Here is a 23,983-nt window from a genome sequence, read left to right on the forward strand (position 1 = left end):
CACCTCAGGAGCATTGCTCCCCACGTGCTACCGTGTATCGAGGATCACTATCTAAACCGGATCATCCAGAAACCGATATGAGTCATACCGGAACCAGAAAAGCAAGAGGCATGATCATCGGCGTTGGCTGACCGAATATCTTGATTTCAACCACGGCTACGCCCTTGCCCTTGCCGCCGCCTGACAGAAGTTCACCCTCTATACCAGCAAACACGCCCTCACGAATTTTGACGCGCTTCACACCCACAAATGCCGTATGCGGTACTTCATGATCAAAATCACCTTTATCCGCTTTGCCACTGAATTCATTAACTTTTGTGGCATTTACCGTATAAGGCTTTTCATACCCACCAAGGATTGAAACAACATGCTCGAAGCCAAGTAGCGTGGCGTAATTCTCATTAGACATCACTACCCGAACCAAGACATATCCAATCATGACGGGCTGGAGCTTTGGGGGTATTTCCCGTCCTTGACGCCTCAGTTTTGGCCCCATCTTCATTGGGGATAAGACTTCGATATCCACACTTTCTAACTCATTTTTTACGTAAAGTTCACGTCCTGTCATGACGCGAAGCACCAACCAAGGCGAATCACCACCAGCACGAATAGCTGCATTTGCGATTGCTGCACGCCTGCGCGTACGCGCCTCAATGAATCGATCAAGCTTTGCATAGCAACGAGTGAGGTCAATTTCTTCTGCCTGCTCAGTGAGACGCTTATCTGCCATCATCATCACCAATTCCCCTCAAAGCTGTTTCGAAGTCTTTCATTCCATCCGGGCCACCAACCGGGAAACAAACCCATTCCAGCCAGTCAGGCGCTGGATACCAACGCCAGCCTCGTTCAGCGTGATATGCCTGCCATGCGAGCCATTGCTCGCCACCGACCCGAACAGACTCCATCTGTTCGCATAATGGTGAGAACCGGGCAGATACTGCCGTTGATCGTCCAGTGGCGGCACGCTCGAACATACCTTCAACTGATCCCCAGCCCTGTTTCACCAGTTTCTCGCGGTAGATCTCTTGCTCACTTCGCTCACCGCGCTGGATCTGGCCACGCTCGAAAGCGGTTGGTGCTGATATCATTCCCGGTGAAACCGTCAGAAAGTTGCGATAAACCTCAACACCGAACAGCTTGCCGAAGGGCTTGGCTTCAAGACGTGCAGGCTGGTCGGAAGACGGTGCCGGTGCATCAGGGACTTGTTCCCAAAGCTTATTTTCGAAGTAGGTTCCCGGCACATGGATATGATCGCGACCGTTCGAACGCAGTAGCTCAACCCAGGCATCCCGCTTTTCTGCGGCTTGGATGCGCTCTTCGGGCGTCAAGGCCAACCAAGTGTCGAACCACTTTGCCTGTGGCGTGCCGTTGAGCTTCGGCCAGCTTCGAACCAGCTTCCAATATGCCAGTTCTATTTTCTTTCGATCTTCCTGATCAATCGCGCTCGCGCCTCTCTCAGATCTATAATCAGGTTTTTCTAGATTATCAGTTATTACTAGGGGGGGATTTACCGGCGCCGGTTTTTCCGTTGACGGATTTACCGTCGACGGATTTTCAGTCTGCGGTAAAGATGCAACACTTTCTGATACTACGGGCGCAAACGGCTCATCATAGATGACCAGAGACAACGCGCTAAATCGCCCACTGTCACGCGCCTGCTCTTTCTGCGCATAACCCAGTTCTACCAACTCAGCTATCATGCGCCGTGCCTTGTCGCGCCCGCAATTGCCCTTATTGATGATGTCGCGCAGCACCACCGTCCAGTTGTCGGGCTTGGAAAGCAGATAACCAAGAAGCCAGCGAGCCTCCATTGAGAGACGTACTTCCTCGAAGACATGATTTGGAATTGCTGCATAGCGGGCATTTCGAGCACCGCGGCGAATGGTGGCTTCCTCTTTCATTCCGCCGCCTCCTGAAATGCAGCAACGCCATGATGCGCGGGCTGTTTGGATGCGCGAAGTTCGGCAAGCTTGCGCTGATACTCGTCTTCATCAAACAGAGCATCCATCTGGCGCAGATGATGGTGCCTGCCCGTCAATGCACCCGCTTCTCGCTGGACCTTGCAGACGGCACTTGAAAGCGACTGGATATCGCTCGCGCCACCCTCAAAGAGGCCCCCGAACTTGTTCACAAGCCGACGAACGCATGTTGCTGCGACCTCACGCGTCGGCAGGATCCAGCCCACCGGCGTCAGCACATAGCCACTATGTGCATGCACAAGGATAAATCCGCGTATCAGCTGCGGCCCCGGCTGTGCGCCGACGCGCCCGCCATCAATCCAGCGCGCCTTCGCGTTGTCCGTATTCAGTTCGTCAACGATTTCATGCGGGATCACTGCCAGCCCATTGCTGACAAATCCCTGCATGACGCGCCTGCCAGTTGATCTGGTACTGTCGCGCACGCTGACAGACTGGCGAATAAGCGTGTCGCTCATGCCCCACCCCCGTCATTATGAGTTAGAAGAAGAAGTCTTTGGCGCGCCTCATCGAGCGCCACATTGACCAGCTCGCCGTTGCGGCGCGTCTGGTTCATGGCCGCGTAAAAGCACGTGAGATATTCAGATCCCGCCCTGAACTGATGCTCGATACATCCTTGCTCCAAAAATGGCCGATACCGGATCATGATCCGGATAGGACATGTGAGCAGGATCAACGCCCTATCGGCATTTGATGCAGCGCTTTTCATGGCTTGAAGGATAGGCAGAATATTATCGTTCATTCCGCCGATAAGCTTTGGCTCGCGCATCACAGAAAACCCTCCTGACGAGGGACTGCAGTCGCAGTCGCAGGCGCAGACGAAACCAACAGATCAGACTGGGCGTAGGCCTTGCGAATACGGTCGCAGGCGATCTCGAAATATGGTTCGTGGCGCTCTATGCCGATGAAGGTGCGCCCCGCCTTTACGCAAGCCACACCTGTCGAACCACTACCCATGAATGGGTCAAGAACGGTCTGCCCCGCGACGTTGCATATGATTTTCGACATGACGGCCTGCGGCTTGACCGTTGGATGGTCAATATCAGGATCCTGTCCATTTTTAGCGATGATGAAACGCTTCTTCTGTTGCAGGTCACCAACCGGATGAAAACCGCTATTCCACGCATGCACGTAAATCTCAGTATCCGGGCGATAGTGTCGATTTGCGACAGGCAGAGCGTTGGTTTTTATCCAAGGAACGATTGCATAACGATCAAACTCTGAAGCCAGATAGGGAAGCAATTCTGCCCACTGGTCGTTGTGAGCGAAGAACACCGCAGATCCGAATTGCCTGCCAGTGAAAATCGTATGATCAAATCCTTGATCCAGCCCAGCCGCCGCGATCTGATCCATGTTCGGGCGCTTGGAACGTAGTTTACCGCCACCCGAAGTATCAAACTTGTAAGGGCCGTCCGCTACCAGCCCGTCGATCTTACCTAAAACCGGAACGATGTCGCTGCAGTCGCCAAGATAAAGCGTACATTCGCCGATGACTTCCTTGCGCTGCCAAGGATCCCGCTGCGGCCAATGTGTGTCGCCGCGCTCCCGCTTTACCTTGATCGCAAGGTCGTAGCACTTTTTGGAATCGTCAGCCGGATTGTAATCACGCATGTCAGCGTTCTCCCGCAAACCAGATGATGTAGATGAGGAAAGCTGCGACAGGCATTTCAGCCAGCACAGCCAACAGGACAATCAGCAAAGCTTCACGAGAAGTGCGGCGGCGGGTCATTTCTTTGACCTCATCGAGCGCAGCGTGCGGCCAGCGCGGCCCCGTTTGGTGCGATACATATCGATGCCGTAAAGAACAGTCGTATGATCCCGACCATTGACCAGTTCGCCTATGCGCTTCGCCGAAAGATCAGTCAGTCGATAAGCCCAGTAATAGATTGCTTGCCTTGGTAGGATCAGGCCGGGCTTGCGCGAATCCGAAGCGATGGCGCGTGGCGTGACCTGATAAACCCGGCAGATCCGACGCGTGATGCTGTCGAGCGTCGGGCGGTATTGGCTGGACTCAGCCTGTGTGTCGACCTTTACGTCAGCGAGGAAGCTTTCCCATTTCTGGTTGAGTTTTACCTGAATTTCGAGATCCGGCGTTTTCGGATCTGCGATGATGGCTGACGCAACCAATTCCGGTGCAGCTGCAACTGTAGGTGCAGGAAGCGCAACAATCTGCGCTCCCTGCTTTTCAAGTTCTTCCTTTGCCCGCCGCGCCACATTAGCGGCGCTCACAGACAGCCGGCCACCACGCGCCAATATGGCTGCGGCGGTTCTCGGATTGCTTTCGGTGCGGCGGGAAGAGGCAAAAAACATTAGCGTTCTGCCGTGCCTTCGAAGTGCGGCAGTCCGGTTGCCTTGGCTGCATCGATCAGATCGCGTTGAACTTGCTCGCGCAGAACCGTTTCCCAGCGGTAAAGTTCATAGAACCAGACAATTTCGCCGCCCTTGATACGATAACGCAGGCGCGTGGGAATACGGACTTTCTCGCCGTCGATGAAGGCGGGCACAGACACAATGAAAATGCCGGGGATAACAACCGCTTCGCCCTTGGCGTTCTGATGTTCTTCCTTGAACTCGACCGTGCGCTCACCCGTCTGCAGTCGAACGCCCTGCTTTACCGTCGCGCTGACAAACACTTCGAGATGGCGCGAGAGCATGATCAATTCGGAAGGATTAGCGATCTTTTCGTTGAAGTAGCGTTCGTATTCCGACTCTTCGCCTTCTGTCGGCGAGGCAACTTCCTGCGAGTGCTCTTCGAGGAAAGCGGCAAATTCGACTTGCTCCATGCCGGTCTTATTCGTTGCAACCCATGCCTTGAATTCATCTGTGAGAGGGAACGCATACTCAATGCGGTGATCAGCAAATCGCGCTTCATTATCGAGGTCGTGATAATTGATGATGCCGGTGAGTTTCGGTTCCGGCCAACGCGCTTTGCCGAAAATCACCGAGCCGTCATCCTTGTGGCGGTTGATAAGCTCGATAAAGCTAGCGAGTGTGTCCGTACTTGCAGTGCCGCGACGGCGTTCCGGTGCAATGCGATGCTCTTCAAGCAGGTTTTTGACCGAACTAAACTTCTGATTATTGCGATCAAACGCGAGTGGCACCTCAGCGGCGAGACCTTTTGCCAAGCCTTGAGTGGAAACGCTGATGATTTCAGGTTCGCTGGCTTTATTGGCCAGACCTGTTAGCGTCAGGATTGCCGCATTGAGGCCGACAGGTAGTTTGTTATCTTCCATAGTTTTACTCTCCGGTTGAAAAAGGATCAGCCTTCAGCAGTGTCACGCTCTCCGGTGACATCGCGAGGGAACATGTTGATCTGGTTGGGATGTTCGAGCGTGAGCGCACCGTCGAAAGTCCAGAACGGCGTTTTCATGAACTTGGCAGTGTCGGGCAGCTTGACCTTGACCTTCGGATCAATGTCGATGCGGCCCAGCTCGTAATTGAAATCAATCGTAAGGGTCAGCGTTGCCTTGCCCTTATCGCCGGGCATCTCTTCGAGTGCCTGGACGATCGATTCCATTTCTTCATCCAGCTTCCGCGTGAAATCACCACGCGAAAGCAATCCGAGCATTTCCCGGAAATTGCGCATAACCCGGCTCATTGAAGTCCTCCTATGACTGTGGGTGTTTGCTTTTTGGTGAGAGGTGAACCCGCCTCGACAGAACGGCGCGCAATGCGGTCAACCTGCTCTGGAAAGCGAGAAATCAGACGGCGCGAATGATCGCAGCCGTAGCGTGAAAAAGGATGCCGCCAGCGAGGACGCTGCGGCTGGTCCAGTTCATCGATGATAAGAAACTTAAGAGCTTTGCCCGAAATCATGGCTTGCTCACAACGCGGAGACCGCCCTTGGCTTTTGCTTCAGCCATCAAGCGTTGAAGCGCATCCAACTTTTGTTTCGCTTCTGAGATAAGAGGATCGAGACAATCGGCTTCGGCGGGCGTCAAAAAACTGTCTTCAGCGGCCCTCGCCCATTCACTAAACAGAACGGCAAAAGCTGCCCCAAACTGCGCGACGAGTTCCATCCCGGAAAACTTCGGCATCTCCGGCGATTGCGCACTCTTGATAAGATCGGCGACGATCTCACTAACAACTGTCGAAAGCACGGGTTCGCCGCAATACGCTTCAAGCAGAATGAGCGCAGGAAGCGTCATCATTTCAGGCGCAGTCTGGACGTTCCAGCGACCAACAGTCGTTTTGCCATAAGACGCGATCAGCGCGGCCTGCTCGATACCGCCGCATTTTGCAATCAGCGAGCGCTGCGCCCCTTTGAGGCGATAAAACCACGTATCACCGGAATACTCAGACATTGCAGGCTCCAAAAAAGTCAAAGCAATCCCGTGGCGGGAAAAGCCGCTATTTTTTCCCGTAGCGGGAAGTTCAAAGATTTGAGATTTTCAGACCGTCAACACGGATTCAGAGAGTATGCAGAATCATGGATCACAACCTCGCCAGATCATCGTACCGCCTCCATGGAGTTAGTGGCCGTGGCGCGTTGGCGGATTTCACAACGCGCCACGGCTTCGCCCGATGGGAGGACTTCAGGCGGAAGGGAGTTGATTACCGGAGCGTCCTTTTGGGCGGGGGGCGAAACGGACGCTCCGGCATCGTCACCCGCCGAGGAACTGGCGGGAGATTCAGAATCAGTAGACTTCAAAATGGACCGAAGACGATTACTGCAAAAGAAATCCTCACGTCTAAGATTGATGCCGACACGCTGGCAAAATTCCAGAATTGCACGCTGATCTTTCAATGGGATGATGCCATCACAACCTTCCCGCTTCGTCGATGGATAAGCCCATCGATAAATTCGAGAAGGATGCTTACGAACGATCTCAGCAGCGCTTTTCGCGCCGCCTAGATATTCAATAATGGTCTTTGCAGGTTCCATATCCATAATTGGATATTTGCGATCTTCGCAATTTCAAGTCAAGAGGAAAGTTGCGAACTTCGCGATAGAAATAATTGCGATTTCCGCAAATATAGGTGCATGAGTATAAAGGATGAAATCATTCAGTGGATTGCGGAGCAGTTAGAGGCACGCGGCCATGGCGCTCGCGGTGAACTCGCTGATCATCTCGGCCTAAAACCCGGCATGATAACTCGCATGCTCAATAAAGACCCGTCTAAAGAGACAAGGGTCATAAGAGCGGATGAGCTTGTTAAGATAAGCGAATTTTTCGGCGCACCGCCGCCAGGCATAGCTGACACTATGATGGAAATCGACGGTGAAATTGCCCGTCGTTATCGCTCCCTTGATGAGAAGAAGAGGGCTCAACTGATTGGATATCTCGATTCTCTAATTGAGAAAAAATGAATAAAAACGCCCATTTCTGTTGAAGCGTAAGCCTACCCAGCACTCGACGAATTTCATCATCCATTTTTCCCAAAACCTCTTTCCCGTCGATGTCAGGATGCGTCAAGAAGTAGAACAAAACAAGAATATATTTACCAAAAATATCGTTATGCCCGAATCGTTTCGGGAGTGATTTTGCGAGTGTTCGTTATACCTTCCAATATATTTGCGATTATCGCAATTTTTAAATTGACATAGATTTGCGATTATCGCAATTATTCGCTTGCCCCTCGACGGAAACCTGCTGCGCTGGATCGAGTATGAGTAGAAAGCGCAGTCGGTTCTCCGGGGTTAAGCGGAGACACCAATGTCAAACATCATTTTCAAGGCAAGACTGACCGACGAAGGCGATTTTCAGGCGATCAATCGCGCTGAATCCCTTTTGCGACAGCACGGATTCACGGTTGGAACGATGCAGCGCGGATCACCTCGTGGCGTTCTGTTTGGCAATTACGATATCCAGAAGTGGCGCAACCTCAACGTATCCGAGCGCGCAGCGCTTCACGGCATCCTTGATGGCGACCGTTCAAGCGATGCCGTGATAGAAATCTGGGATCCGGCACCGTTGGAAGCCGTTGCGGCCTTCGCCGACGCACTTGAGGGTCAGCCGAATACAATTCTTACGAAGCGGCCTGCGCTCACATTTATGGCAGCAGCGCAATGAGCCCTATTTCAGCGCTTCCAAAGCCGCTTCAATCGCGCCTTTCTGGATTCGATTTTTTGCTTTCGTTCGCTCAGTTTGTCGAAGGTGTAGCCTTCGGACGAGAACCAGAACTCAACGAGCCAGCGCCACAGCGGAATGTAGAGCCTTTCATCGCGCTCGCCTTCTGTGGCATCGATAGCATCATTGTAGGCTTTTGCATCCACGGTGCGCATGGTCGGCGGTTCATTGCCAGTTATCCGGATCATGGCAGAAAACCATTTCGCGACATCGTCTTCTGTCGGGTCGAGCAAGCCATCCATGTCAGCAAGCAGATTGTAGTAATCCCGCTGCAATTGTTGGTGCAAGCTGGCGTTACCCCCAAAATTGAACGCCAGCTGTGCCGCACCAATCCCCGCGACGGCTATTCCGACAAAGTATGGCGGAATACTCCATTGTACGAGCGCATCCGCGATAGAAGCCGCACCGAGCAGTACCACGAGGAAGTTGAACCAACGGTTCCATTTCTCGAAATGGCGACGCATCGCCGTATGGTAGAGCGCGTTACGCAACACGTTAAAGCGGACATTCTCGAAGTTCATGTTGGCGGTTACTTTCCGGGTTTAGGAGCGCTTGGCCTTGGCGATACAGGTTGGCGCGGGCCGACACCTGCTCCTGCGCCGCCTTGGCCAGAGGGTGCCGATGCCGGTTGGCGTGGTCCCAAACTTCTCTGTTCATACTCAGTCATTCCAATCATCCTTTCGTGCTCATTCCCACGATGGGGTGTAGGTGCCGACTCGCGTTCTAGCGCGAATCGGCACCGCCATTACAACCGACGGTTAACGTCGAAGTCTAGCGCCTCGCTGTCAGCAGCGTACCCCTTCCCCGTAAATCACAATCAATCCGATCTTACGAGCGCAGGAGTTTCGTGCCATGCATAATCTCGACAACTCCAAAGGATTCAACCTGCCGACAGCCCACAAATCCAGCAGTGGGCAGCTTACCCAGATGGTCGTTATCGCGACGCTTTTTTCAAGCGTCGGAATCGCCGGTGCGCTCGCCGCGCAGATGTGGTGGGGCTGAAATGACTGAGCGCCCTATCCTTTTCAGCGCGCCAATGGTGCGCCCCTTGCTTGAAGGTCGAAAGACGCAAACGCGCCGCATCATCACACCCAACAATCTGCGCGTTTACACAGGCGGTCTCGACTATTCTGGCAGCTACGTGAAGCCAGTTCAGCTAAGTGACACGCTCCGATTTGTTGTCATTGTCGGCAGCCCCAGACCAGTTAAGATAATGAGCCACCTCATTGGCGGAGTGCGTCTTAAGGTTGCAACAAAGCTGACCGTTAAGCTTCGCAATCTCACCGGTCACAACGTCAAAAACAATCCATGTTCCATCCGACTGACGCCGCTTGGCATATCGCAAATCAATCATAAAAATCCCCATTTAGCGCAATCCTTGAGTGATACCAACTCAGTCGGGATTTTCAAGCACATGAAGTTGGGGAGATTGATCTCTCGCCCTCAAAAACTGGCACAGATGCACGATGGAAGACCGGTAGATCGACGCCGTGCCATCATTGATGCGATGCGAAGCAAATCGATAACCATTCGAAACACAGATCATGACTGGGTTCGTGACGCTGATGGTCGTGTCTACGAGGCTACGTGGTCGGATCACAAGGACGGCTATTGGTGGGATGTTGAAGGCGAAAGCCCTGTCGATCCCGTCGAGTACATGTCTCACCCCAGTTCCCTCCCAGCCTCACCGGAGGTGTCAAAATGAACACCGCGTTCCTCCTCATGGCTCAATACAACGGCAAAGCCATCATTCCGGTTGATGATCTTTGCCGCGATTATTTCCCGCACCTTACGCCGGAAAAGTTCGTTCGAAAGGTCACGTGCGGCGATATTAAGATCCCGCTTGTACGGATTGAAGAAAGCCAGAAGGCCGCAAAAGGCGTTCATATCAACGATCTCGCATCCTATTTGGACGACCGTCGAACCGCCGCAATGCGCGAATACAAACAATTTCACGGATGATACGGATGATGTTGTACCGTTATTGGTACAACATCGCATACAGCGCCCTTATAATGAATTGAATAACAATCGCTTTTTTTAAAATGATACCCCATCGAGCATCGGCGCAACAGAGAACCGATGATCTGGATAGTTGTGATTTTTATTTTTTATTTCAGTCATTTAAACAACAATCCTGAGAATGCGATTCATCCAGATGTTTGGCGTTTTATCTGGCTATGGGTTGATACACCCTGCATCAAGTGGCGCAAAAAGCCATAAACGAAGCAAATGATCAAGTTTTGTCGTTTGGGCCAAGGTTTTCAATATAAGAAGCTTGTGTGATTTTTCACGGTATGGCGGACGGAAAAGCAGTCAAAGACAATCATTGTGTTGAATACTGTGACTTTAGCCAATTTTCCGCATTAAGATCAAAACCGAACACGCCCACCTGATTCTGGCTTCCGTTTCTGGCCTTAAAATTCGAGGATCTTCATTTTGACCGACCTATCTCCCTTCAACAAAACATTCGACGCTTTTCTGTTTGATATGGACGGCACAGTGCTGAGTTCCATTGCAGCAACTGAGCGTGTCTGGGGCGAATGGGCAATCCGTCATGGTATTGATCCGGTCACATTTGTTCCAACCATTCATGGCGTGCGTGCTGTCGATACCGTCCGCAGACTGGGCCTGCCACATCTTGATCCAGACACGGAGGCCAAAATCCTGCTTGATGCGGAAATGGCTGACCTGGATGGGATCGTAGCCATTGAAGGTGCACTCGACTTCCTGAACTCGCTACCGGAAAATCGCTGGGCAATCGTTACCTCGGCACCAATTGAACTGGCGCGGCGTCGTTTGCAGGCTGCAGGCTTGCCAATGCCTAAGACAATTGTTTCCGCTGAAGATGTTGAGCGTGGAAAACCAAGCCCTGAATGCTTCCAGCTCGGTGCAAAGAGGCTCGGCTTCGATCCTCACAATTGTCTTGTGTTTGAAGATGCCCCAGCTGGCATTGTCGCTGGCGAAACCGCTGGTGCGCGCGTCGTTGTCGTAACGGCAACGCACCCGCATTCGCCGGAAACATCGCACAAAAGCATCAACAGCTATCTCGAACTTAAGCTGTCTGTGGACGATGTAACAGGGCAACTTTCACTGGCAGATGCTGAGACCTGAAACAAATAAACGGCGCGTGTCAGATCACGCGCCGTCCTTCGCGCCAAACGGTGCGAATGATCGGTACGTGCTCGGCAATCTGCACACGCACCAGATCACCACGCTTTCCAATTGCGATTTCACCACGATCCTGCAGGCCAACGGCTTTTGCCGGATTGCTTGATACCAGCTTGATCGCCTGTGGAAGCGTAATTTGCTCCATGACATCTGCCATGAAGAATGCCGATTGCATCATGCTTGCCGGAATATAATCAGACGAAATAATATCGAGATGACCGGCTTCAGCCAATTCGCGTGCCGAAACATTGCCAGAATGCGAACCACCACGCACCACATTGGGCGCGCCCATCAGAACCGACATGCCCGCTTCCTTGGATGCCTTGGCGGCCAGATGTGTTGTTGGAAATTCAGCAACGCGAATTCCCTGCGTACTTGCTTCTGCAACGTGATCCGCTGTGGCGTCATCGTGGCTGGCCAGAACGATGCCGCGCTCAAGGCAATCACTGGCAATCGCTTTGCGGGTCGGTGCCGAATGTTGCTGTGACTGGCCCATACGCTTTTCGCAATAGCGTATGAATTCTTCTTCGGTCACTCTGAGCTTGCTCATGTAGTAGGATTTGTAGGTTTCAATATCCGTGAACTGCCGCTGTCCCGGTGCATGATCCATCAGTGAAACCAGTTTGACCAGCGGATGCACGCCAAACCGCTCGAATGCACTCAGGCAATCAGGTGCTGAAACCTCGCACCGCAAGTGCAGAAAATGGTCGGCGCGCAAACGTCCTGCCTCACGCCCCTCTGCGATTGCTGATGACAGCTTACGCATATCATCAATACCCGTCTGCGCTTCATCGTCGAAGCCGATCCGCAAAGCATCAAAGACTGTCGTAATGCCGGAAGCGGCAATCTGCGCGTCATGAGCCTGAACCGCAGCAATCGGATTCCAGCGCACTTTCGGGCGTGGCGCATAATGGCCTTCGAGATGGTCAGTGTGCAACTCGACCAGTCCCGGCGTCAAATAATCCCCTTCCATGTCTTTACCAGACACGGACGAACCGGATGAAATATCAACGATGACACCATCAGCTATTTTAACAGTACCGCTGATTACTTCGTCAGGCAGAACAATATTTGCATTTTTTAGAACAGTTTCCGTCGTCATTCCTCAAGGCCTTCCCACAGCCCGAGAGGACCGTTTTGACACCTTAGTACCACCGGTCATCGGATGCAGCGAATGAATCTCGAATGGTGCGCCTTTTTCCGGTTCCACAAAGAGCGCGAGATTGGCGATTTCTACCGGATCATCCAGAACAGGCGCAAAAAAGTCGTCAAGCACGCGTTCGACATGCGGCCGCTGCTTTTCATCGACTGGTCCGGTCAGCGTCATATGAAAGCGAAACTCATCGAAAACGTAAGGATAGCCCCAGCGATCAAGGTTCTGGCGCTGCCCTTCGCTCAATCGTTCTGGACGACGCTTGGCAATTTCCGCATCCCGCAATGGCGCGCGAAAACGATCAAACGAAACCACCACGTCATTGGCAAGCTGATTGAGTTCAGCCACAGGCTCTTCCGGCACGAGCGCAAAGAACGGGCCAATACCCTGCAATTTCAGGCGTGGCATGACGAATGGCGCGCTCGAAGATGCGAAATACATCAGCGCGGAAAGCAAATCGCTTTCCTGATAGGTCTCGTCCAATCGGAAAGGCGCTTTCAACGTGCCATGAAAACCATAGCGGCGCGGCTCCTCGGTCAGTGCGGCAATATCTTCGGCCGCAAGCGTGCGAATCGCAGGAACCTTAACCGGCTCTCCACTAAACGCACTTCGCCCAAGCCAGTTGGCGGCAACTTTCAAAAGCGCATCGCCTGACGGCGGCGTGAAATAAATCGCGTAACGCATAGTGATTCCTCTCTTGGCGGGATCGTTACACGCAGATTGTGGCAAGTCGATAAAGGGTAAGTGACATCTGGATTTTACATCACCGCAAATTCCTATGGAGTACGCTGCACTTCTTCAACGCTCTAAATTATTGAACATACGCATGGTGCTTTCCAAAAACTGGTTCAGATTTTTGGACCGATACTGTAGGCGTACGTGCGGATAGAAACGAGGAGATAACTATGGGTGGCTTTGCGTCGATCGGTGAGTGCATGATCGAACTGTCCGGCGGTGGCGATGATCAATGGCGCATGGGATTTGCCGGCGACACACTGAACACCGCCTGGTACATGCGTGCGCTGAAAGACCAATCGTATCCCGTGGAATATGTCAGCGCATTTGGCGAGGACGATTTCTCGCAGAAGCAACGTGCTTTCCTCACATCAAATGGCATCGGCATTGCGCACAGCCCCATTATCAAGGGCGTCCATCCTGGACTATATGCGATCACGCTCAATGGCGCAGAACGTTCGTTCACCTATTGGCGCAGTGATGCAGCAGCGCGACGCCTCGCAAACGACCGAAATGCCTTAAAAGCCAGCCTGGCTGGCCGCGATATGATCTACTTCTCGGGCATTTCAATTGCCATCGTCTTCCCGGAACATCGCGAAACTCTGTTCGAAATCTTACGTGAATGCCGCGCAGAAGGCGCCCGCATCGCATTTGATCCGAATTTCCGCCATCAGCTCTGGCCTGATCGCGAGGTCGCAAAGAAAGTCATCAGCGAAGCCATGCAGATTGCCGATATCGCGCTGCCGACTTTCCCCGATGAACAGGCGCTCTTTGGCGATGCGACGGCGCAGGCCTGTGCGGAAAGACTTATTGGTCTTGGTGTGAAGGAAATTGTGGTCAAGGACGGCACAGAGCCCGCGCTTGTTATAGCGGACGGCGAGCAAACCCTCATTCCATCCGTCAAAGCCAATGCGGTTGATACGACAGGTGCTGGTGACAGCTTTAACGGTGGTTATCTTGCCGCACGTATTGAAGGCTTATCGCCCGTTGAAGCTGCACGCAAAGCACATGCAGTTGCAGCGCGCGTAGTGGAAATTCGCGGCGCGCTGGCTCCAATGGAACACGCACGCGCCGCTTATCTCAACGAAACTAATCCCGCGTAAACGTAAAATGGCTCGTCTGGGCGTAAACTTCGCCCGGACGTAAGATCGCTTGAGGAACGTAGGAATATTCCAGCGAACCCGGCCAGACCTGCGGCTCCAGACAGAACCCTGCATGCTTGCCGTAAGGCTTGCCCATTAAACCAATGCAATCATTGGCCATTGTATTGCCGGCATAAAACTGAACGCCAGGCTCCGTCGTCTCAACATCAAGGCGAATACCGGACCGCGCACCTTTAACGGACGCACAGGGGCGCAACGGACCGCGTGCCGCCGTCATGCAGAAATTGCTGTCATATTCGACTTGCTTGCCGTCCTCCTTGAAGCGGACTGGACGGAAATCGCGGAAATCATAAGGCGTGTCTTTGACTGGCAGAATGCGCCCATCGGGAATCAGTGCCTCATCGACCGGCATATAGGCATCGGCTTCGATCTTTAACTGGTGATCGAGTATGTCGCCCTCTCCGCCATCATCAAGATTGAAATAGCTGTGATGGAGAAGATTGCACACCGTTGGCTTATCCGTCACTGCTTCAAGACGCACAATCAAAGTACCCTTTGCATTGAGCATATAGGTACAGCTTACATTGAGATTACCGGGGAACCCCATCTCTCCATCGGCTGCAAGTGTGGCGAGCGTAACGAAATCAGATCCAGAGCCGGTGACTTTCCAGACGCGGTTTCCAAGGCCTTTGCTGCCGCCATGCAGATTATGAATTCCCTGAAAATTCGCCTCGACATCATATGTCTTTCCATCAAGCACAAACCGCGCATTGCGGATGCGATTGGAAAAGCGACCGGCGATTGCGCCTAAATGGGGCGAGTGCGCTGGATAATCGGCAAAATCACGATAGCCAATAACCAATGGCGCATCATGACCTTCCATGCGCAAATCCTGAACAGCTGCGCCCCATGTAATGATCTTCGCTTCGAGCGAACCATTGGCTATTGTAAGCCGATGAACCGCCTGCCCGTCCGGTGCATATCCAAAAATTTCCGATGTCACTTTGTTCGCCCATTTTGATGAGTTTTTGAGAGCCGCATCAAGCCGCATCGGCGCGTACTGCGCAAGAGCGAATGCAACTAAACCGGAAGTATCTAGTGGTCTGAGCCCGACATTTTCATCCCTCGATACAAGCGTTAAAGCGGTTCCAGTTAATATTGAATCGTTGGAACCGCTGTAACTATTTGTTTTTACGCATTCCCGAACGCAAAACAGGTTCCTACTTTGGCTGAAAATGCTTTAAAGAAATTTCGGAATCAAAAAGACCATTAGCAAGCATTTGAATCTAGTGGATTTTTCGAATTTGACGTTTGAAACAGCATTTGTGTCGGTCGGGATTCACACGTCAAATTCAATCCACTAGACGTAACGTCCTTCAACGCACATTCAAAACAAATCAATATTATTTACCCAAATTATGGAGTAATATCGGGTAATTATAAGTATTATTTATTTTTACATTATATAAATTAGGGATTTCAGAGATGAAGCCTAACTTCAAAAAAGTTATACCTTATATTTTCAGTGAAGAAGGTGGATATGTCGACAATCCACATGACCCCGGCGGCGCTACCAATATGGGAATTACCATAGCGACACTCTCGGCATGGCGGGGACACCCGATATCTACATCAGATGTGATGGACCTTACACAAGCAGAAGCCACGAAAATCTATCAGCAACAATTCTGGAACAAGATCGATGGTGATGATCTCCCATCGGGCATTGATTACGCGGTATTCGACTTTGCGGTGAACTCAGGGCCAGGCAGGGCGGCGAAAATGCTGCAAGGCATTGTCAATCTGCCAGAAGATGGCGTCATCGGCGTTAAAACCCTTGCCGCACTTTCTGATCACTCGCCTGAGGCGATCATCAACGCACTATGTGATGCGCGCGCCACTTGGCTGAAAGGATTGTCCACAGCTTCGACCTTTGGCACTGGCTGGTTGGCACGCGTCGAGCGTGTCCGATCTCGTGCACTTGCACTTGCAGCGACCCCATCTGTCACCGAGCCTGCGGAACCGAAAGCCGCCTCGCTACCGAAAGCACGGCAATGCGATACGGCTGTCAAAACTGTGCTGAAACATCCCGAAGCGCTTGGTGCTTTGGGCAGTGCCGCATCGGGGCTTGCAGCGGTTGCTTCCGGCAATGGGCCGGTACAATACGCGCTTGCGATTGTCATGCTCGCATGCACCGCTGTCGGGCTTTGGTACTTCATAAAGCGGGTGAGAAGCGAACCCTGAACAATTCTTTTTTGAGCACATTTCAAAAAATTGTAATTCGCTCTATGTTGCGCTTCGCGTGCTGTGCACCTTATATGCGCAATCAGAGTGCGTTTCGATCTGACTTCATCAGATCGACGCGTCTCAATTATTTGTTTTCACGCGCATCTTTTCCGAAAACCGTTTCACACTTTTCGGGATGCGCTCTAAAGTCCGGCGAAGTCTCGGTGATCGTGAAGCTATTATGACTTTCCCTGTCACCGGAAAAACGCTAGATACGCGCAGATACTCAGACGTATGCCTGTAGTGGCATCGCCAAGAATAAAGGAATCGAAACTTGTCCTCTACTTTTGACAAAGTCGCCGACATCATTGCTGAAACAAGTGAAATCGATCGTGATACCATCACGCCCGAAAGCCACACCATTGATGATCTGGGCATCGACAGCCTCGATTTCCTCGACATCGTCTTTGCGATCGACAAAGAATTCGGCATCAAGATTCCGCTTGAACAGTGGACGCAGGAAGTGAACGAAGGCAAAGCGCCGACCGAAGAATACTTCGTTCTGAAGAATCTCTGCGCCAAGATCGACGAACTGGTCGCGGCCAAAAAGGGCTGACCAGCCGCGAAAGCTGACGGTATTGAAGGGTGAACATCCGTGTTCGCCCTGATTCCGTTTCTGGATCACGCACAGCATCCCAAGCACAGCATTTACGGGCAGAACCGAACTATGCAGAGCAATAAAGTCGTCATCACAGGAATTGGCATCATCTCTTCGCTTGGCGAAGGACTGGATGCGCATTGGAATGCTTTCTCAACGGCTGGTTCAGAACCACGCCTCGAAAAAGAAGCCTTTGCGCCGTATACAGTTCATCCGCTTGGTGAAGTCGATTGGGGCTTGCAAATCCCTAAGCGCGGCGACCAGCGCCAGATGGAAACCTGGCAGCGGCTTGGTACCTATGCGGCAGGCCTCGCGCTTGACGATGCGGGCATCAAGGATGACGAAGCATTGTGCGCCAGCATGGACATGATCGTGGGCGCCGGTGGCGGCGAACGCGATATCACTGTCGATATGCAGATTCTCGAAGAAGGCCGCACCAGTAACAACCGCGGTGTAATGCTCAACGAGAAGCTCTCGACAGAGCTGCGCCCTACCCTGTTTCTCGCTCAGCTTTCAAACCTGCTGGCAGGCAATATCTCCATCGTTCATAAAGTGACCGGCTCTTCCCGCACATTCATGGGCGAAGAAGGCTCCGGTATTGCTGCAATTGAGACGGCTGCGGCACGCATTCGTTCGGGTCAGAGCACACATGCGCTGGTCGGCGGTTCATACAATTCCGAACATTTCGACATGATTCTCGGTCACGAGCTTGGCGGATTGCTCAAGCACGACGGTTGGGCTTCACTGTGGGAACGTGATGGTACTGCCGGTGGCGGTATGATCTCCGGTTCCGGCGGTGTATTTCTTGTGCTCGAAAGCGCTGAACATGCTGAAAAGCGTGGCGCGCGCGCTTATGCGGAAATTGCGAGCATCGAAAGCGCCCAAATCCGCCGTGATGCCGATGATCTCGAAAAAACTGTGCGTGAACTGGTGCTTGCTTCCAATGGCGGCAAAGAACCTCAATATGTGGTTTCCGGCTCATCCGGCGCACATGCTGCGACCGCTGCCGAAAAAGCCGCACTGAATGGCGTTTCTTCAGCCTATCGCGGCATTACCGGGCTGACGGGGCATTTGCGCGAAGCTCAGTTCCCCTTGGCGCTGGCGCTCGCAGCCATTTCTGTTTGGAAAGGTGAGGCTTTCGCACCAACAAGCCCGTCTGAAAAGGCGATTGATGGAACAATCAGCGAAGCCATCGTCACCACCATCGGTGCAACTCGCGCTGAAGGTGCCGCAAAGCTGGTGAGAGCATAAGATGACCAAATATACAGACCATCTCGGCCGCCCCATCGTTGCAATTACAGGTGCAGGCGTTGTTTCCTCCCTCGGACAGGGCAAGGAAGATAATTGGGCTGCACTGACCGGCGGACGCTCCGGCATTCATGACATCACCCGTTTTCCGACTGAAAGCCTTAAGACACGCTTCTCCGGTACCGTCGATTTTCTTCCAGAAAGCAATATCGGCTCCTCTGCCCTCTCCGAGGCGCTCGCACGTCTTGCTGGTGAAGAGGCGCTCGCACAGTCCGGTCTTTCCGTGACCAACTTTGGCGGTCCACTTTTCCTTGCAGCACCTCCTGTTGAGCTGGACTGGAAAAGCCGGTTTGCGCTCGATGCAAGCATCAAGGATGAAGGTCCGGCCAGCTATCAGCTTCTGCTCGAAGCCTGCCGTCGTGCGCGTCAGATTGATCTCTTCAATACGACGCAGTTCGGCTATATCGCCGAGCGCCTGTCAGAGGTTTTTGGCACGCGCGGCCTGCCAGTTACGCTGTCGACTGCTTGCGCTTCGGGTGCGACCGCAATTCAGCTCGGCGTCGAAGCCATTCGTCGCGGCGAAAGCGATCGTGTTCTTTCGATCGGCACAGACGGTTCGGTATCAGCTGAATCGCTGATCCGATTCTCACTGCTGTCAGCGCTTTCGACCCAGAACGACAAACCGGAAAAGGCTTCAAAGCCCTTCTCCAAGGACCGTGACGGTTTTGCGATGGCCGAAGGTTCTGGTGCGCTGGTCATGGAATCACTTGAAAGTGCAGTGGCGCGCGGCGCAAAGGTGCTGGGCATTCTGGCAGGTTGTGGCGAAAAGGCCGACGATTTCCATCGCACCCGTTCCAAGCCGGATGCCTCGCCTGCTATCGGAACGGTACGTGCAGCACTTGCTGATGCCGGTTTGACTGAAGATCAGATTTCTTATGTCAACGCTCATGGCACCTCGACGCCTGAGAATGACAAAATGGAATATCTTGCTCTTTCAAGCGTATTTGGTGAGCAGATCGCGTCGATCCCGGTTTCATCCAACAAGTCGATGATTGGCCACACGCTGACTGCTGCCGGTGCTATCGAAGCCGTGTTTTCACTGCTGACGATCCAGACCGGCACATTGCCGCCAACTATCAATTACGACAATCCAGACCCGGCAATCCCGCTGGATGTCGTGCCGAATGTGAAGCGCGACGGACAGGTTTCCGCGGTGCTTTCAAACTCATTTGGCTTTGGTGGACAAAATGCCAGCCTTGTTTTGACGGCAAATCCGAATTAATCGGACTAAAAGTTATATATTCTCGGTAATCCCGGAAAGCCGAATGCTTTCCGGGATTATGTCTTGAAAAGGATAAATTCATGCGCGCCTTGCAGCTTCTTGATGATCGTCGTCTCGAAATGACCGATATCGCTCCGCCTGCCGCACCCGGCAATGGCGAAGTTACGGTCAGGATCAAAGCCGTCGCGCTCAATCATATTGATGTATGGGGCTGGCGCGGCATGGCATTTGCCAAGCGTAAGATGCCACTGGTCATCGGTGCGGAAGCCTCTGGCGTTGTCGATGCAATCGGTCCCGGTGTTTCCAATGTTCTGCCCGGTCAGCTCGTTTCGATCTATGGCGCACGCACTTGCGGTCTCTGCAAGGCCTGCCGCGAAGGCCGCGACAACCTCTGTGAACATGTAGGTGGCGTCCACGGCTTCCATCTTGATGGCTTTGCATGTGAAGCAGTCAATCTGCCAGCACGTCTTCTGGTGCCAGCACCTCCCGGCGTTGATGCTATTGGCGCAGCCGTTGCTCCTGTGACCTTCGGTACGGTCGAGCATATGCTGTTTGACAATGCGAAGCTTCAGCCGGGCGAAACCGTTCTGGTTCAGGCTGGCGGTTCCGGCATTGGTTCGGCTGCGATCCAGCTTGCCAAGAAAATGGGCTGTACAGTCATCACAACGGTTGGCTCTGACGATAAGATCGAAAAAGCCAAGGCACTGGGTGCCGATCACGTTATCAATTATCGTGTCGACCGCTTTGAAGGTGTTGTTCGCAAGCTCACCAAAAAGAAGGGCGTCGATGTCGTGTTTGAACATGTCGGCGCAGACACATGGGCAGGCTCAATGCTTTGCATGAAGCGCGGTGGACGTCTTGTGACCTGTGGTTCCACCTCCGGCGTTTCCACGAACATGAACCTGATGATGTTGTTCCAACAGCAGCTTAAGCTTCTCGGTTCATTCGGTTGCCGCATGGAGAATATGGCTGACGCCATGCAGAAAATGGCGCAGGGCGTCGTTCATCCGGTCATCGACACGATTGTCGGCTTTGATGATATCGACACTGCTTTGAAGCGTATGGAAGGCCGCGACGTCTTCGGCAAAATCGTGTTGCAGATCGACTAAGCTTTTGATGTTCAAGTTCAAGCTTCTTCTCTTCAAATGGTCGCGTAAACTCAAGCAGTTCAACTACTGGCTTTGGGCGCAGGCAGTGTTTCTGGCTCTGGCCCTGCTGCGTCTGTTGCCTGCTAAAAGCGCGATCCGCTTTTCTGCATGGTTCGCGCGCAAGGTGGGACCGCTGACGCCACGGCACAAGGTTGCAACCAACAATCTGCGCCTTGCCTATCCTGAGAAGAGCGATGCTGAAATTGAAAAGATCGCCGTCGAAATGTGGGATTCGATGGCGCGTCTTTTTGCGGAATATATCTTCCTCGATGCGATCTTCGATTTTGAGCCCAATGCGACCGAGCCGGGCCTGATCGAAGTTGACGGCATTCCGATTTTCGAGCGTCTCCGCAACGAGACCAAGCCGCATATCTTCTTCACCGCGCATACCGGCAATTTCGAGCTTCTGCCGATCTGTGCCGGTACGTTTGGTCTTGATGTGACGGCCCTCTTCCGTCCGCCGAACAATCCCTATATTGCGAAGACCGTTCTCAAAGCGCGCAAAACCAATATGGGTCATCTGGTGCCATCAAAGGCTGGTGCCGCCTGGTCGCTTGCCCGCGTTCTGGACAGCGGCGGCAACGTCGGCATGCTGGTGGACCAGAAGTTCCAACGCGGCGTTCCCTCGACTTTTTTCGACCGACCGGTCAAGACCAATCCGCTCTTGGCAAAGCTCGCACGTCAATATGATTGTGATGTCTATCCGGCGCGCTGCATTCGTTTGCCTGGCGGTCGCTATCGGCTCGAACTCAAAGAGCGCATGGAGCTGCCACGCGACGAAAAAGGCGAAATCGATGTTGCCGCGACCGCTCAGCTTCTCAACGACACCGTTGAAGGCTGGGTACGCGAATATCCCGGCCAGTGGATGTGGTTCCACAAGCGTTGGGGCTGACCAACTAAATATGTGCGTTCGGCCCACCTTGGCCGAGCGCATTTTTATTTTATGATGTGAAAACATCCTGCAAGGGAGACAAACATGCGTCCTATCGCTATCGCCCCATCCATTTTGTCCGCTGACTTTGCGCGTCTTGGAGAAGAAGTTGATGCCGTGCTTGAAGCGGGTGCCGACTGGATTCATATCGACGTCATGGACGGTCATTTCGTGCCAAACATCACGTTTGGTCCACAGGTGGTAAAAGCCATTCGTCCGCGCACCAAGGCTTTCTTCGATACGCATCTCATGATTGCGCCTTGCGACCCCTATCTCGAGCACTTCGCTGATGCAGGCTGCGATCTGATCACGATCCATGCCGAAGCTGGCGCGCATACGCACCGCTCGCTTCAGAGCATCCGTGCTTTGGGCAAAAAGGCTGGTCTGGCGCTCAACCCTGCTACCCCTGTCGAGGCTCTGACAAATGTGATCGATGACGTTGACCTCGTTCTCGTCATGACGGTCAATCCGGGCTTTGGTGGTCAGAAGTTCATTGCGCCTATGCTCGACAAGATCAAGCGCGTGCGTGATATGATCGGTGACCGTCCAATCGACATTGAAGTGGATGGTGGCATTACGCCTGAAACCGCTGGATCGGTTGTTGCTGCAGGTGCAAATATTCTTGTTGCCGGTTCTGCTGTCTACAAGGGTAACTCGGTAGAAACCTACCGCGCCAACATCGCAGCCATTCGCCAAGCCGCAGAAGCAGCACGCTGAACTATTTTCCCGGGGCGAGTGCGTTGAGCAGAGCCTTGCGCTCTGCTAAACACCGCGCATTCCCTTTACCCAAGACCTGCAGCCCGGCAGACGGGCCGCCAAAACAGGATATGCCCATGATCCCGCGCTATTCCCGACCAGAAATGGTCGCCATCTGGTCTCCCGAAACCAAATTCCGTATCTGGTTCGAAATTGAGGCCTATGCCTGCGAAGCGCTCGCTGAACTGGGCGTAATCCCAAAGGAAGCTGCCAAGACCATTTGGGAAAAGGGTAGCGTTGCAAAGTTCGACGTTGCGCGCATCGATGAAATCGAAGCCGTCACCAAGCATGACGTCATTGCATTTCTGACGCATCTTGCTGAATTCATCGGCCCGGACAGCCGCTTTGTGCATCAGGGTATGACCTCTTCGGACGTGCTCGACACGACGCTGAATGTGCAGCTCGTACGCGCCGCTGATCTGCTTCTCACTGACATGGACCGCGTGCTTGCAGCGCTCAAAAAGCGTTCTTTCGAGCATAAGGATACCGTTCGTATTGGTCGCAGCCATGGCATTCATGCCGAGCCGACAACAATGGGTCTCACATTTGCACGTTTCTACGCTGAGATGTCGCGTAACCGTGCTCGTCTCGTTGCAGCCCGCGCCGAAATCGCAACCGGTGCGGTGTCGGGTGCTGTTGGCACCTTCGCCAATATCGATCCACGCGTTGAAGAATATGTCTGCGAAAAGCTCGGTCTCGAAGCTGAGCCAGTTTCAACGCAGGTTATCCCGCGCGACCGCCATGCCATGTTCTTTGCAACGCTTGGCGTTATCGCTTCGTCGATTGAAAATGTTGCAATCGAAATCCGTCACATGCAGCGCACAGAAGTTCTGGAAGCAGAAGAGTTCTTCTCACCCGGCCAGAAGGGCTCGTCCGCTATGCCGCACAAGCGTAACCCTGTTCTGACCGAAAACCTGACCGGCCTCGCCCGTCTGGTTCGCATGTCGGTTGTTCCCGCCATGGAAAACGTCGCTCTCTGGCACGAACGCGATATTTCGCATTCGAGCGTTGAGCGTGCGATTGGTCCGGACACCACCATCACGCTTGATTTCGCGCTGAACCGTCTGGCTGGTGTTGTTGAAAAGCTGGTGATCTATCCAGACAACATGCTCAAGAACATGAACAAATTCCGTGGTCTCGTGCATTCACAGCGCGTGCTGTTGGCTCTTACACAGGCTGGTGTTTCCCGCGAGGATTCCTATCGCCTCGTGCAGCGCAATGCGATGCGCGTTTGGGAACAGGGCGCAGATTTCCTCGAGGAACTGCTGGCCGATCAGGAAGTGCGTGCGGCGCTTTCAGAAGAACAAATCCGCGAAAAGTTTGACCTCGGCTATCATACCAAGCATGTCGATACGATTTTCAAGCGGGTATTTGGATAAGATTTAGGCTCTGGCGGCCTGCAAATCGCGTCTTTCTGCGCTTCCGGAGTTTACGTACCTCACAGTACGCTCCGCTCCGGTTCTCGCAAGCCACGATTTTCGGCACGCATAAAAAAATATCGCTGATAAACTGAATCCGAAAAAAG

General features: G+C 53.0%; 30 protein-coding genes. 15 read left to right on the forward strand and 15 right to left on the reverse strand.

Features of this window, described 5'->3' with window-relative positions; all coding sequences use genetic code 11:
* Window positions 1-82: 82 nt before the first annotated feature.
* From OIV19_RS12065 to OIV19_RS12115, 11 genes are all read right to left on the reverse strand, one after another.
* The gene (locus OIV19_RS12065; RefSeq protein WP_264231784.1) at window positions 83-736 is read right to left on the reverse strand and encodes a transcription termination/antitermination NusG family protein; all 654 of its coding nucleotides are present in this window, start codon (window positions 734-736) and stop codon (window positions 83-85) included.
* Window positions 720-1,901: a helix-turn-helix domain-containing protein gene (locus OIV19_RS12070; RefSeq protein ID WP_264231785.1), complete on the reverse strand. Its 1,182-nt coding sequence runs from the start codon at window positions 1,899-1,901 to the stop codon at window positions 720-722. Before OIV19_RS12070 ends, OIV19_RS12065 begins: the two co-directional genes overlap by 17 nt.
* Window positions 1,898-2,434 (reverse strand): hypothetical protein, encoded by a 537-nt coding sequence (locus OIV19_RS12075; RefSeq protein WP_264231786.1) that lies wholly within the window; start codon window positions 2,432-2,434, stop codon window positions 1,898-1,900. Before OIV19_RS12075 ends, OIV19_RS12070 begins: the two co-directional genes overlap by 4 nt.
* The gene (locus OIV19_RS12080) at window positions 2,431-2,745 is read right to left on the reverse strand and encodes a hypothetical protein (RefSeq protein ID WP_264231787.1); all 315 of its coding nucleotides are present in this window, start codon (window positions 2,743-2,745) and stop codon (window positions 2,431-2,433) included. Before OIV19_RS12080 ends, OIV19_RS12075 begins: the two co-directional genes overlap by 4 nt.
* Complete coding sequence (locus OIV19_RS12085) at window positions 2,745-3,587, reverse strand: DNA methyltransferase (protein ID WP_264231788.1); 843 nt, start codon at window positions 3,585-3,587, stop codon at window positions 2,745-2,747. The genes OIV19_RS12080 and OIV19_RS12085 overlap by 1 nt, the downstream gene beginning before the upstream one ends.
* Before the next feature lie 114 nt (window positions 3,588-3,701).
* On the reverse strand, window positions 3,702-4,286 hold the full coding sequence (locus OIV19_RS12090) for a helix-turn-helix domain-containing protein (protein ID WP_264231789.1): 585 nt from the start codon (window positions 4,284-4,286) through the stop codon (window positions 3,702-3,704).
* Window positions 4,286-5,209, reverse strand: coding sequence for a DUF2303 family protein (locus OIV19_RS12095; RefSeq protein ID WP_264231790.1), 924 nt, complete (start codon window positions 5,207-5,209; stop codon window positions 4,286-4,288). Before OIV19_RS12095 ends, OIV19_RS12090 begins: the two co-directional genes overlap by 1 nt.
* A 26-nt stretch (window positions 5,210-5,235) precedes the next feature.
* The gene (locus tag OIV19_RS12100; protein ID WP_264231791.1) at window positions 5,236-5,574 is read right to left on the reverse strand and encodes a YfdP family phage-associated protein; all 339 of its coding nucleotides are present in this window, start codon (window positions 5,572-5,574) and stop codon (window positions 5,236-5,238) included.
* The gene (locus OIV19_RS12105; protein ID WP_264231792.1) at window positions 5,571-5,792 is read right to left on the reverse strand and encodes a hypothetical protein; all 222 of its coding nucleotides are present in this window, start codon (window positions 5,790-5,792) and stop codon (window positions 5,571-5,573) included. Before OIV19_RS12105 ends, OIV19_RS12100 begins: the two co-directional genes overlap by 4 nt.
* Entirely contained in the window at window positions 5,789-6,280 is a 492-nt protein-coding gene (locus tag OIV19_RS12110) for a hypothetical protein (protein WP_264231793.1), read from the reverse strand. The genes OIV19_RS12105 and OIV19_RS12110 overlap by 4 nt, the downstream gene beginning before the upstream one ends.
* Before the next feature lie 146 nt (window positions 6,281-6,426).
* The gene (locus tag OIV19_RS12115) at window positions 6,427-6,867 is read right to left on the reverse strand and encodes a hypothetical protein (RefSeq protein ID WP_264231794.1); all 441 of its coding nucleotides are present in this window, start codon (window positions 6,865-6,867) and stop codon (window positions 6,427-6,429) included.
* A gap of 93 nt (window positions 6,868-6,960) precedes the next feature.
* Between OIV19_RS12115 and OIV19_RS12120 the strand changes: the two genes are divergently transcribed.
* Both OIV19_RS12120 and OIV19_RS12125 read left to right on the forward strand, forming a co-directional pair.
* Entirely contained in the window at window positions 6,961-7,287 is a 327-nt protein-coding gene (locus OIV19_RS12120) for an XRE family transcriptional regulator (RefSeq protein ID WP_264231795.1), read from the forward strand.
* Window positions 7,288-7,633: 346 nt separating this feature from the next.
* The gene (locus tag OIV19_RS12125) at window positions 7,634-7,990 is read left to right on the forward strand and encodes a hypothetical protein (protein ID WP_264231796.1); all 357 of its coding nucleotides are present in this window, start codon (window positions 7,634-7,636) and stop codon (window positions 7,988-7,990) included.
* Between the two features lie 8 nt (window positions 7,991-7,998).
* Here the strand turns inward: OIV19_RS12125 and OIV19_RS12130 are convergent, their stop codons facing one another.
* Window positions 7,999-8,568, reverse strand: coding sequence for a hypothetical protein (locus tag OIV19_RS12130; protein ID WP_264231797.1), 570 nt, complete (start codon window positions 8,566-8,568; stop codon window positions 7,999-8,001).
* Between the two features lie 331 nt (window positions 8,569-8,899).
* Between OIV19_RS12130 and OIV19_RS12135 the strand changes: the two genes are divergently transcribed.
* The 4 genes from OIV19_RS12135 to OIV19_RS12150 all read left to right on the forward strand — a co-directional run bounded on the left by OIV19_RS12135 (window position 8,900) and on the right by OIV19_RS12150 (window position 11,161).
* Window positions 8,900-9,049: a hypothetical protein gene (locus tag OIV19_RS12135; RefSeq protein WP_264231798.1), complete on the forward strand. Its 150-nt coding sequence runs from the start codon at window positions 8,900-8,902 to the stop codon at window positions 9,047-9,049.
* Window position 9,050: 1 nt separating this feature from the next.
* Complete coding sequence (locus tag OIV19_RS12140) at window positions 9,051-9,752, forward strand: hypothetical protein (RefSeq protein ID WP_264231799.1); 702 nt, start codon at window positions 9,051-9,053, stop codon at window positions 9,750-9,752.
* A complete protein-coding gene (locus OIV19_RS12145; RefSeq protein WP_200635285.1) occupies window positions 9,749-10,009 on the forward strand; it encodes a pyocin activator PrtN family protein in 261 nt (86 codons plus the stop codon). Before OIV19_RS12140 ends, OIV19_RS12145 begins: the two co-directional genes overlap by 4 nt.
* A 477-nt stretch (window positions 10,010-10,486) precedes the next feature.
* Window positions 10,487-11,161, forward strand: a complete 675-nt coding sequence (locus OIV19_RS12150; protein ID WP_264231800.1) for an HAD family hydrolase — start codon at window positions 10,487-10,489, stop codon at window positions 11,159-11,161.
* A gap of 19 nt (window positions 11,162-11,180) precedes the next feature.
* Here the strand turns inward: OIV19_RS12150 and OIV19_RS12155 are convergent, their stop codons facing one another.
* Both OIV19_RS12155 and OIV19_RS12160 read right to left on the reverse strand, forming a co-directional pair.
* Window positions 11,181-12,320 (reverse strand): alpha-D-ribose 1-methylphosphonate 5-triphosphate diphosphatase, encoded by a 1,140-nt coding sequence (locus OIV19_RS12155; RefSeq protein WP_264231801.1) that lies wholly within the window; start codon window positions 12,318-12,320, stop codon window positions 11,181-11,183.
* Between the two features lie 3 nt (window positions 12,321-12,323).
* Complete coding sequence (locus OIV19_RS12160; RefSeq protein WP_264231802.1) at window positions 12,324-13,055, reverse strand: DUF1045 domain-containing protein; 732 nt, start codon at window positions 13,053-13,055, stop codon at window positions 12,324-12,326.
* Window positions 13,056-13,276: 221 nt separating this feature from the next.
* On the opposite strand from OIV19_RS12160, the gene OIV19_RS12165 reads away from it, so the two are divergent.
* On the forward strand, window positions 13,277-14,209 hold the full coding sequence (locus tag OIV19_RS12165) for a sugar kinase (protein ID WP_264231803.1): 933 nt from the start codon (window positions 13,277-13,279) through the stop codon (window positions 14,207-14,209).
* Here OIV19_RS12165 and OIV19_RS12170 read toward each other — a convergent pair.
* Window positions 14,196-15,212: an aldose epimerase family protein gene (locus OIV19_RS12170; protein ID WP_095447880.1), complete on the reverse strand. Its 1,017-nt coding sequence runs from the start codon at window positions 15,210-15,212 to the stop codon at window positions 14,196-14,198. The genes OIV19_RS12165 and OIV19_RS12170 overlap by 14 nt on opposite strands.
* Before the next feature lie 482 nt (window positions 15,213-15,694).
* Between OIV19_RS12170 and OIV19_RS12175 the strand changes: the two genes are divergently transcribed.
* From OIV19_RS12175 to purB, 8 genes are all read left to right on the forward strand, one after another.
* The gene (locus tag OIV19_RS12175; RefSeq protein WP_264231804.1) at window positions 15,695-16,453 is read left to right on the forward strand and encodes a glycoside hydrolase family 108 protein; all 759 of its coding nucleotides are present in this window, start codon (window positions 15,695-15,697) and stop codon (window positions 16,451-16,453) included.
* Window positions 16,454-16,769: 316 nt separating this feature from the next.
* Window positions 16,770-17,051 carry an acyl carrier protein gene (locus tag OIV19_RS12180; protein ID WP_094506999.1) on the forward strand — a complete coding sequence of 94 codons (282 nt, stop codon included), beginning with the start codon at window positions 16,770-16,772 and terminating at the stop codon, window positions 17,049-17,051.
* Window positions 17,052-17,162: 111 nt separating this feature from the next.
* Window positions 17,163-18,344 carry a beta-ketoacyl-ACP synthase gene (locus OIV19_RS12185; protein WP_264231805.1) on the forward strand — a complete coding sequence of 394 codons (1,182 nt, stop codon included), beginning with the start codon at window positions 17,163-17,165 and terminating at the stop codon, window positions 18,342-18,344.
* A gap of 1 nt (window position 18,345) precedes the next feature.
* A complete protein-coding gene (locus OIV19_RS12190) occupies window positions 18,346-19,623 on the forward strand; it encodes a beta-ketoacyl-ACP synthase (protein ID WP_095446479.1) in 1,278 nt (425 codons plus the stop codon).
* A gap of 80 nt (window positions 19,624-19,703) precedes the next feature.
* Complete coding sequence (locus OIV19_RS12195) at window positions 19,704-20,732, forward strand: zinc-binding dehydrogenase (RefSeq protein ID WP_264231806.1); 1,029 nt, start codon at window positions 19,704-19,706, stop codon at window positions 20,730-20,732.
* Between the two features lie 4 nt (window positions 20,733-20,736).
* Window positions 20,737-21,663 (forward strand): lipid A biosynthesis lauroyl acyltransferase, encoded by a 927-nt coding sequence (locus tag OIV19_RS12200; RefSeq protein ID WP_264231807.1) that lies wholly within the window; start codon window positions 20,737-20,739, stop codon window positions 21,661-21,663.
* Window positions 21,664-21,747: 84 nt separating this feature from the next.
* Window positions 21,748-22,419, forward strand: a complete 672-nt coding sequence (gene rpe, locus OIV19_RS12205) for a ribulose-phosphate 3-epimerase (protein ID WP_264231808.1) — start codon at window positions 21,748-21,750, stop codon at window positions 22,417-22,419.
* A gap of 116 nt (window positions 22,420-22,535) precedes the next feature.
* Complete coding sequence (gene purB / locus OIV19_RS12210) at window positions 22,536-23,837, forward strand: adenylosuccinate lyase (protein WP_264231809.1); 1,302 nt, start codon at window positions 22,536-22,538, stop codon at window positions 23,835-23,837.
* The last annotated feature ends 146 nt before the right edge of the window (window positions 23,838-23,983 follow it).

Origin of the sequence: Brucella sp. HL-2 (assembly GCF_025846885.2) — a bacterium.
Taxonomy (GTDB): Bacteria; Pseudomonadota; Alphaproteobacteria; order Rhizobiales; family Rhizobiaceae; genus Brucella; species Brucella quorumnocens.

Bases quoted from the DNA above. Each gene is read 5' to 3' on its own strand.
- purB (WP_264231809.1), top strand. From the start codon at position 22,536: ATGATCCCGCGCTATTCCCGACCAGAAATGGTCGCCATCTGGTCTCCC.
- rpe (WP_264231808.1), top strand. From the start codon at position 21,748: ATGCGTCCTATCGCTATCGCCCCATCCATTTTGTCCGCTGACTTTGCG.
- OIV19_RS12075 (WP_264231786.1), bottom strand. From the start codon at position 2,434: ATGAGCGACACGCTTATTCGCCAGTCTGTCAGCGTGCGCGACAGTACC.
- OIV19_RS12080 (WP_264231787.1), bottom strand. From the start codon at position 2,745: ATGCGCGAGCCAAAGCTTATCGGCGGAATGAACGATAATATTCTGCCT.
- OIV19_RS12110 (WP_264231793.1), bottom strand. From the start codon at position 6,280: ATGTCTGAGTATTCCGGTGATACGTGGTTTTATCGCCTCAAAGGGGCG.
- OIV19_RS12145 (WP_200635285.1), top strand. From the start codon at position 9,749: ATGAACACCGCGTTCCTCCTCATGGCTCAATACAACGGCAAAGCCATC.
- OIV19_RS12125 (WP_264231796.1), top strand. From the start codon at position 7,634: ATGTCAAACATCATTTTCAAGGCAAGACTGACCGACGAAGGCGATTTT.
- OIV19_RS12120 (WP_264231795.1), top strand. From the start codon at position 6,961: ATGAGTATAAAGGATGAAATCATTCAGTGGATTGCGGAGCAGTTAGAG.
- OIV19_RS12140 (WP_264231799.1), top strand. From the start codon at position 9,051: ATGACTGAGCGCCCTATCCTTTTCAGCGCGCCAATGGTGCGCCCCTTG.
- OIV19_RS12175 (WP_264231804.1), top strand. From the start codon at position 15,695: ATGAAGCCTAACTTCAAAAAAGTTATACCTTATATTTTCAGTGAAGAA.
- OIV19_RS12185 (WP_264231805.1), top strand. From the start codon at position 17,163: ATGCAGAGCAATAAAGTCGTCATCACAGGAATTGGCATCATCTCTTCG.
- OIV19_RS12085 (WP_264231788.1), bottom strand. From the start codon at position 3,587: ATGCGTGATTACAATCCGGCTGACGATTCCAAAAAGTGCTACGACCTT.
- OIV19_RS12160 (WP_264231802.1), bottom strand. From the start codon at position 13,055: ATGCGTTACGCGATTTATTTCACGCCGCCGTCAGGCGATGCGCTTTTG.
- OIV19_RS12190 (WP_095446479.1), top strand. From the start codon at position 18,346: ATGACCAAATATACAGACCATCTCGGCCGCCCCATCGTTGCAATTACA.
- OIV19_RS12115 (WP_264231794.1), bottom strand. From the start codon at position 6,867: ATGGATATGGAACCTGCAAAGACCATTATTGAATATCTAGGCGGCGCG.
- OIV19_RS12195 (WP_264231806.1), top strand. From the start codon at position 19,704: ATGCGCGCCTTGCAGCTTCTTGATGATCGTCGTCTCGAAATGACCGAT.
- OIV19_RS12130 (WP_264231797.1), bottom strand. From the start codon at position 8,568: ATGAACTTCGAGAATGTCCGCTTTAACGTGTTGCGTAACGCGCTCTAC.
- OIV19_RS12090 (WP_264231789.1), bottom strand. From the start codon at position 4,286: ATGTTTTTTGCCTCTTCCCGCCGCACCGAAAGCAATCCGAGAACCGCC.
- OIV19_RS12070 (WP_264231785.1), bottom strand. From the start codon at position 1,901: ATGAAAGAGGAAGCCACCATTCGCCGCGGTGCTCGAAATGCCCGCTAT.
- OIV19_RS12165 (WP_264231803.1), top strand. From the start codon at position 13,277: ATGGGTGGCTTTGCGTCGATCGGTGAGTGCATGATCGAACTGTCCGGC.
- OIV19_RS12105 (WP_264231792.1), bottom strand. From the start codon at position 5,792: ATGATTTCGGGCAAAGCTCTTAAGTTTCTTATCATCGATGAACTGGAC.
- OIV19_RS12065 (WP_264231784.1), bottom strand. From the start codon at position 736: ATGATGATGGCAGATAAGCGTCTCACTGAGCAGGCAGAAGAAATTGAC.
- OIV19_RS12155 (WP_264231801.1), bottom strand. From the start codon at position 12,320: ATGACGACGGAAACTGTTCTAAAAAATGCAAATATTGTTCTGCCTGAC.
- OIV19_RS12135 (WP_264231798.1), top strand. From the start codon at position 8,900: ATGCATAATCTCGACAACTCCAAAGGATTCAACCTGCCGACAGCCCAC.
- OIV19_RS12100 (WP_264231791.1), bottom strand. From the start codon at position 5,574: ATGAGCCGGGTTATGCGCAATTTCCGGGAAATGCTCGGATTGCTTTCG.
- OIV19_RS12095 (WP_264231790.1), bottom strand. From the start codon at position 5,209: ATGGAAGATAACAAACTACCTGTCGGCCTCAATGCGGCAATCCTGACG.